Source organism: Thioalkalivibrio sp. ALJ16 (assembly GCF_000377345.1).
Taxonomy (GTDB): Bacteria; Pseudomonadota; Gammaproteobacteria; order Ectothiorhodospirales; family Ectothiorhodospiraceae; genus Thioalkalivibrio.
The window spans coordinates 1-6,197 of the sequence record NZ_KB898066.1 but is presented as its reverse complement, the minus strand read 5'-3'; the positions used below and the strand labels follow the sequence as shown (position 1 = coordinate 6,197).

Annotated in this window: 10 protein-coding genes and 1 other annotated feature; of the genes, 4 read left to right on the top strand and 6 right to left on the bottom strand. The window is 62.5% G+C overall.

Translation table 11 applies throughout. The features are described 5' to 3' along the window. Positions 1 to 39 precede the first annotated feature (39 nt). Positions 40 to 1,268 (bottom strand): IS3 family transposase gene (locus D000_RS0113210; protein WP_369772931.1). Its coding sequence is split into 2 segments (ribosomal slippage): positions 40 to 980 and positions 980 to 1,268, totalling 1,230 coding nucleotides; the frame shifts between segments, so codons are not numbered across the junction. Next, positions 874 to 990: a sequence feature (AL1L pseudoknot), on the bottom strand. It overlaps the preceding gene by 117 nt. A 267-nt stretch (positions 1,269 to 1,535) precedes the next feature. Between D000_RS0113210 and D000_RS0113200 the strand changes: the two genes are divergently transcribed. The 4 genes from D000_RS0113200 (at position 1,536) to D000_RS0113185 (ending at position 3,165) form a co-directional block, all read left to right on the top strand. After that, the gene (locus tag D000_RS0113200) at positions 1,536 to 1,874 is read left to right on the top strand and encodes a type II toxin-antitoxin system RelE/ParE family toxin (RefSeq protein WP_026280012.1); all 339 of its coding nucleotides are present in this window, start codon (positions 1,536 to 1,538) and stop codon (positions 1,872 to 1,874) included. Then, entirely contained in the window at positions 1,871 to 2,155 is a 285-nt protein-coding gene (gene nadS, locus D000_RS0113195) for a NadS family protein (protein WP_018873993.1), read from the top strand. The genes D000_RS0113200 and nadS overlap by 4 nt, the downstream gene beginning before the upstream one ends. A 387-nt stretch (positions 2,156 to 2,542) precedes the next feature. After that, positions 2,543 to 2,770 carry a hypothetical protein gene (locus D000_RS0113190; protein ID WP_018873992.1) on the top strand — a complete coding sequence of 76 codons (228 nt, stop codon included), beginning with the start codon at positions 2,543 to 2,545 and terminating at the stop codon, positions 2,768 to 2,770. Next, positions 2,767 to 3,165, top strand: coding sequence for a type II toxin-antitoxin system VapC family toxin (locus tag D000_RS0113185; protein ID WP_018873991.1), 399 nt, complete (start codon positions 2,767 to 2,769; stop codon positions 3,163 to 3,165). The genes D000_RS0113190 and D000_RS0113185 overlap by 4 nt, the downstream gene beginning before the upstream one ends. Positions 3,166 to 3,258: 93 nt before the next feature. Here the strand turns inward: D000_RS0113185 and D000_RS0113180 are convergent, their stop codons facing one another. The 5 genes from D000_RS0113180 to D000_RS0113155 all read right to left on the bottom strand — a co-directional run bounded on the left by D000_RS0113180 (position 3,259) and on the right by D000_RS0113155 (position 6,022). Then, entirely contained in the window at positions 3,259 to 3,810 is a 552-nt protein-coding gene (locus tag D000_RS0113180; protein ID WP_026280011.1) for a sugar transferase, read from the bottom strand. Between the two features lie 794 nt (positions 3,811 to 4,604). Next, positions 4,605 to 4,895: a type II toxin-antitoxin system RelE/ParE family toxin gene (locus D000_RS0113170; protein WP_018873989.1), complete on the bottom strand. Its 291-nt coding sequence runs from the start codon at positions 4,893 to 4,895 to the stop codon at positions 4,605 to 4,607. Further along, positions 4,888 to 5,133: a type II toxin-antitoxin system ParD family antitoxin gene (locus D000_RS0113165; protein ID WP_018873988.1), complete on the bottom strand. Its 246-nt coding sequence runs from the start codon at positions 5,131 to 5,133 to the stop codon at positions 4,888 to 4,890. The genes D000_RS0113170 and D000_RS0113165 overlap by 8 nt, the downstream gene beginning before the upstream one ends. Positions 5,134 to 5,371: 238 nt before the next feature. After that, positions 5,372 to 5,779: a type II toxin-antitoxin system VapC family toxin gene (locus D000_RS0113160; RefSeq protein ID WP_018873987.1), complete on the bottom strand. Its 408-nt coding sequence runs from the start codon at positions 5,777 to 5,779 to the stop codon at positions 5,372 to 5,374. Between the two features lie 3 nt (positions 5,780 to 5,782). Beyond that, positions 5,783 to 6,022, bottom strand: a complete 240-nt coding sequence (locus tag D000_RS0113155) for an antitoxin (RefSeq protein ID WP_018873986.1) — start codon at positions 6,020 to 6,022, stop codon at positions 5,783 to 5,785. Between the last annotated feature and the right edge of the window lie 175 nt (positions 6,023 to 6,197).

Below are 6,197 nucleotides of genomic sequence, written 5' to 3'. Positions count from 1 at the left end.
TGAACCGCCCCGGGTTTCCCGGAGACCCGTTGGTTTGGGTCACGCTGCACGAACGGACCCCTGAAGTGGTTGATGGTACTGCGCTTCGATCATTGCCGGCGGTCGATACCCGTTGGATTCCAACAGGCGTCGCCGGTTGAACCAGTCGACCCACTGGAGCGTAGCCCACTCGACGTCGCGTAGATCGTTAAGACGCCCCCAGTAGGCCCGGACCTCGGTCTTGTACAGCCCGTTGATGGTCTCCGCCAGGGCGTTGTCGTAGGAGTCACCGACCCGGCCCACCGAGGGCTGGAGCCCGGCTTCTCCGAGGCGGTCGGTATAACGCACCGATACGTATTGCACGCCGCGATCGCTGTGATGGATGGGGCGCGGCGTGCCCCGTCCCATCCGGGCCTGGAGCGCCTGTTCCAGCGCTCCCAGCGTCAGGTCGGTGCGCAGGCTCCGACTGACGCGCCAACCCACGATGCGGCGGGCGAACGCATCGGTGATGAAGGCCGTGTAGACGAAGCCCGCCCGCGCCGTGGGCATGTAGGTGATATCCGCCACCCACAGGGCGTTCGGACGCTTGACCCGGAAGCACCGTCCGACATGATCCGGCGGGAGCGCGACCCCGAACGCCGCACGGGTGGTGCGCGGGGCCTTGCCCCGCGTCACCCCGCGCAGACCCAGGGCGCGCATCCGCCGCGCCACACTGCAACGCGCGACGTGGCAGCCCTCCAGCCGGAGGGCATGCCAGACCTTGCGCACGCCGTAGACCCTGAAGTTGTCTTCCCAGACGTCGCGGATCTTCGCGTCCAGCGCCGCGTCCTGCCGGACGCGGGCGGGAAGCCGCCCGGGATCCCGTTCCCGGGCCTTGTCCTCGTAGTAGGTCGACGGGGCGATCGGCAACTCGCGGCAGATCGGCTCGACCCCGTAGGCCTCGCGATGGGCGTCGATGAACGCCACCATCACTTCTCGTGGCGGTCGAGCTCCGCCTGGGCGAAAAACGCCGAGGCCTTGCGCAGGATCTCGTTGCTGCGCTTGAGCTCGCGGTTCTCCCGCTCCAGCGCCTTCAGGCGTGCGCGCTCGCTGTCGGACAGCGCCGAGGCATCGTCCCGCTCGCGCTCCGCGCGGCGGACCCACAGCCGCAGCGTCTCCGGCGTGCAGCCGATCTTCGGCGCAATGGACTGCATCGCCGCATGCTGCGACGAATACTCCTCCTGGTGTTCCCACACCAGCCGCACCGCCCGTTCCCGGACCTCCGGGCTATACCGTGTCATCTCACTCATCGCTCTATCCTCCCAAGGATCAGAGCCTCCGGAAAAGTCGGTACGGTTCAGGCGCCTGTAGGAGCGGCCTCGGCCGCGAAGCCCCCGCCAACGTTCGATAACCACAACCCCCCTCTTCTATGCCCCAAAGCCCCATCACCCGGCACAGCACCCGTCTCCTACGCCGATCGGCAGAACCTCGACCGTGTCCCGGCAAGACTCGCCCCAGAACACGAAATGGTGTACACTGTACGCCTAGGCAGTACAGACATAAGGACATGTCTCCACGTGCTCCATGCCATTGAATTCATTGAAACTCCAACGTTCACTCGGCAATTCCAGGCGATCGCTACAGATGATGACCTGAAAGAACTCCAGAACACGCTGATCGCCCAACCCGACAAAGGCGACCTGATCCAGGGAACAGGCGGCCTACGGAAAGTCCGCATCGGGTTGGGCCGCCAAGGAAAGCGTGGTGGCGGACGCGTCATCTACTTTCTGGCGAGTGCGCAGATCATCTATCTGATCCTGGCCTATCCGAAGAACGTGAAAGACAACCTCACCGCCACCGAAAAAGTGGCCCTGAAAGCACTGACTTCACGGCTAAAAGAGGAAACTCCCCAATGAGCATCTACGACGAACTCCAGAGCTCACTACAGGAAGCCGTCGCCATCAAGCAGGGCAAGAAAGCACCCAGCCGCGTCACACGCCACGAAGTGGCGGACGTAAAGGCCATTCGCGCCCACTTGCGCGTTTCGCAAGCCGAATTTGCCAAGGCCATGGGAACGAGCGTCGACACCATCAAGAGCTGGGAAGCCAAACGCCGCAACCCCACCGGACTTGCCGCAAAGGTCCTCGCCACCATCCAGGACAACCCCAACTTTTACAGCGAAATCGCCGCGCACTGACCCGAGCGAAACGCAAAGAATCTTCGTATCCCCCGCAGGAGCCCAGCCCCTGAACTATCACCACGGAAGGCCAGCTCCATCAGCCAGAGGGCTGGCCTCCTGCGCCGAGTGCCACCCCCTGTAGGAGCGGGCTCGCCCGCGAAGCCCCCGCCAAAGCCGGAAAACCCCGGATCACGATAAAGCACCCCCACTACACACCCCTGCCACCACGTCACCCCGGCCGCAGCGCAGCAAAGAACCGGCATCTCCTACGCGAGGTTATCCGGATACCGAGGCCAATCATCCACCTGTCAGACCCAGAATATCCGCCCGTCTGAGGTAGCTGGCCGGAGAACGACCACCGGCCTATAATTGGGAATATATGTTTCATGCTTGGGAGTACCGAAAATGGGCCAGGTCACCATCTACCTCGACAATGAACACGAGCAGCGCCTCAAGCGGGCTGCCCGGTCCGCGGGCATCCCTGTGAGCCGCTACGTCGCCCGCCTGGTGGAAGAAAATGCACGCACCGAATGGCCGGATTCCATTCGCACTATGGCCGGCCAATGGCAAGACTTCCCAACGAGCGAGGAGCTCCGCGACACCACGCCGGACACCCCCCGCGAGGCACTGTGAAATACGCCCTCGACACCAACACACTCATCTACTTCTTCAAGGGGCAGGGCAACGTAGCCAGCAACCTACTGGCCACAGCGCCCGCAGATATTCAGATACCCGCCATCGTAGTGTTCGAACTACAAACGGGCATCGCCAAATCCAGCGAGCCCGACAAGCGCCAGCAGCAGCTCACTGAACTGCTCGACGTCGTTACCGTCCTCCCGTTTGACCGAACCACCGCCGACCACGCCGCCCGTATACGGGCCTACCTCGAGCAACAGGGCACACCCATCGGCCCCATGGACACCCTCATTGCTGGAACCGCACTCGCCAACAACGCCACCCTGGTCACTCACAACGTCACCGAATTCCAGCGTGTCCCCAATCTACCACTCGCCGACTGGTTCACCTGAAAGCCGAAGCCCGATCGCTACCCGACCCCGTAGGAGCGGGCGCGCCCGCGAAGCCCCCGCCAAAGCCGGAAAACCACCAAAGCTCAACGGAACCTAGCCCCGAACCCGATCCCCGGAACCCTTCCCCGTAACTGTCAAAACCAGATACCGGAAATAACCCGCAAGCGTCAGCGACTCAATCATCTTCGCATCCACCTCGGCCAGCCTCTCGGGGTCCGACATATCGATCCCGTTCACCTGTGCCAGCCCGGTAATGCCCGGGCGCACCGCAAACACTCCGCGAGCCTCGCGCGCCGCGATCAACTCCACCTGACTTACCAGGCAGGGCCGCGGCCCCACCAGGCTCATCTCCCCCTTCAGCACGTTCCACAGCTGCGGCAGCTCATCCAGCTTCGTTTTGCGCAGAAAGTGGCCCAGGCGCGTAATCGACGAGGCCTGCGCCAGATGCGTCGCCACCGACGCCGTATCCGGCCGCATCGTCCGAAACTTCACCAGCACAAACGGCCGCCGATACCGCCCCACCCGCTCCTGCCGGAACAGCGGCGAACGCGACTCCATCCAGCCCAGCACCCACAACACCGCCATCACCGGCGCCGCCACCACCAGCCCCACCAACGAAAACACCACGTCCAAAACCCGAATCAAGAATCCCCCTCACCATCAATCACCACGTATAGCCTGTAGGAGGCGAGCCCACTCGCCGATCCAGCGCATGCCAAAACGCCATCGGCCAGAAGGCTGGCCTCCTACAGCTAGCGGCACCACCTCTCGTCGAAACCTCGCATCCAGGCTCTCCGGCGGCGCCCACCCCAGAGCCTGCCCAGACTCAGCGTTCCTCCAGGTTTACGCGCAGCCGGCACCCGGTTGCTTCTGCGTAGCGGCTTAACGTCTTCCAGGTCGGCGCGGATCGCCCCCCTCAAGACGCGCAATCACGGGCTGCGTCGTCCCCATACGCCGAGCCAGATCGGCGTGACTGAGCCCAGCGGAAGACCTGGCAGATACCAACTCCCGAATGAACTCGAACTCTGGACCCAACCGCGCATATTCGCGACCCACCTCCGGGTCCTCTAGGGCGACGCTGATTGAATCGCGCGTTCGCACTCGAGCCGCTTTTGCGTGCGAACAAGGCGCGGTGACTGCCGTGCAGTCACTCTGCACAAGGGAGCCGCAACGCCGTGCGCGCGCCCGTTTTTGATCAACAACAGGCGGCCGAGCCCCTTTTGGGTTGGCGCCTCCTGTTCCCCGATACTGCGTTGCGGCACTTGCCGGTAGAACCACTACCGGCAAGTGCCGCGCCTAGTCTTGGAAAACAGGGGGCACCAACGCGAGCGTCCGATTCAATCAGCGTCGCCCTGGCAGCTCGGACTTCAGCTCATCATGGGTTTTCATCAGTTAATCGTCTCCAACCGTCGCCATGCGGTTTCGATCGCTCGGGGGCCCTACAGGTGGCGTGGAGCATCCATACGGTCATGCAGAATGCGGATGACCGCCACCCCGTAATCAGTGACGCGGAAGTAGATCATGTGCCGCTCGACATGGCGCCGGCGGTAACCCCGGCGTATGTGGTCGCATGCAGGAGCAGTTTCCGGCGCCTTCGCCAAGCCGGCAAAGGCCGCCGACAAGAAGTCAGTGTAGCGGTTTGCTTGCACCACACCCCATTGCTGCGCGGTATGCGTCCAGATCGCCTCAAGGTCGCGCTCGGCGGCCGGGGTTAGGCGATATTCATCCATGCGCCTCCATCATTTTTTTCTTGAAAGCGTCAGCATCGAAAGCCCTTGGCTCCCCACTAGCTTCACCTTCAACCAGTGCAGCACGTAAAGCCTCAACCTCCGCACTCCGCTCCTGTTCCCGCCGGATCAGGTCCCGAATGTACTCGCTGTCATTGGTGTAGCGCCCCGCTTCGATCTGCGCCTTGACCCAACTGTCCTGGTGATCAGTCAGAGTGATGGTTTTGCGCACAGTACCCATGGCGACCTCCAAACAGGCATCAATAGTATGATAAATTACACACTATATCTTCATTATCGCGCCGATCAGCACAATCCGCCAGAGAAAGCCTCCACCCCCGTAGGAGGCGAGCCCCCTCGCCGATCCAGCGCATGCCAAAACGCCATCGGCCAGAGGGCTCGCCTCCTACACCGACTGCCACCCCCCGTAGGAGCGGGCTCGCCCGCGAAGCCCCCGCCGCCGCGATACCGAAACGCGGTCAATGCGCCGCCACCCAATTCTCCACCTGCAGCCCGGATACACGATCGAATTCACGGCCGTTATTCGTTACCAGCACGGCCCCAATGGTCCGAGCATGCGCTGCAATCAAAAGGTCGTTTGCACCAATCGGAGTACCCAAACGTTCCAGCTCCGCACGGATGTCGCCGTAATGTTCGGCCGCTTCTTCCGGCCAGTCGCACACCCTCGCAAAGGCCAGAAAGCGCTCCAGTGCGGCCTCGCTACGTTCTCTCTGATTCGACCGGCGAACCCCATACCGCAACTCCCCCAGAACCACAGCAGAAAGGCCCACCTCCCCAACTGGGACACCACGCAGCCGCGCGTGCACCTCCGGCGGTCGGCGTTTCATGATGTAGATACAGATGTTCGTATCCAGCATGTAACGCATCGATCACAACGCCTCGCGATCCTGCGCCACGCGATCCTCGATCGAATCGGGAAAGTCATCCGGCAGGGTCTCTCCATCCCCCTGGAAATAATCATCCCAGGACCTCGGCTTGGCGCGCAGAATCAATGCATCACCACGCTTCTCAATCACCACCTCATCCGCATCGAACGCAAAACCCTTGGGCAGCCGAACTGCCTGGCTGCGCCCATTCCGGAACAAACTCGCCGTGCGCCGCCGCTTCATCGCCAAGCCCCACATATTCCGCATATGCCTAAAGCATATCCCCAACCCAATCGCATTCCAAGGCCCCGCTGCCCCTATCTATGAACCGCCCCGGGTTTCCCGGAGACCCGTTGGTTTGGGTCACGCTGCACGAACGGACCCCTGAAGTGGTTGATGGTACTGCGCTTCGATCATT

What these genes read in the sequence shown, in the direction of transcription:
- nadS (WP_018873993.1), top strand. Translation starts at nt 1,871, where the DNA reads ATGAGCATCTACGACGAACTCCAGAGCTCACTACAGGAAGCCGTCGCC.
- D000_RS0113190 (WP_018873992.1), top strand. Translation starts at nt 2,543, where the DNA reads ATGGGCCAGGTCACCATCTACCTCGACAATGAACACGAGCAGCGCCTC.
- D000_RS0113170 (WP_018873989.1), bottom strand. Translation starts at nt 4,895, where the DNA reads ATGGATGAATATCGCCTAACCCCGGCCGCCGAGCGCGACCTTGAGGCG.
- D000_RS0113165 (WP_018873988.1), bottom strand. Translation starts at nt 5,133, where the DNA reads ATGGGTACTGTGCGCAAAACCATCACTCTGACTGATCACCAGGACAGT.
- D000_RS0113160 (WP_018873987.1), bottom strand. Translation starts at nt 5,779, where the DNA reads ATGCGTTACATGCTGGATACGAACATCTGTATCTACATCATGAAACGC.
- D000_RS0113155 (WP_018873986.1), bottom strand. Translation starts at nt 6,022, where the DNA reads ATGAAGCGGCGGCGCACGGCGAGTTTGTTCCGGAATGGGCGCAGCCAG.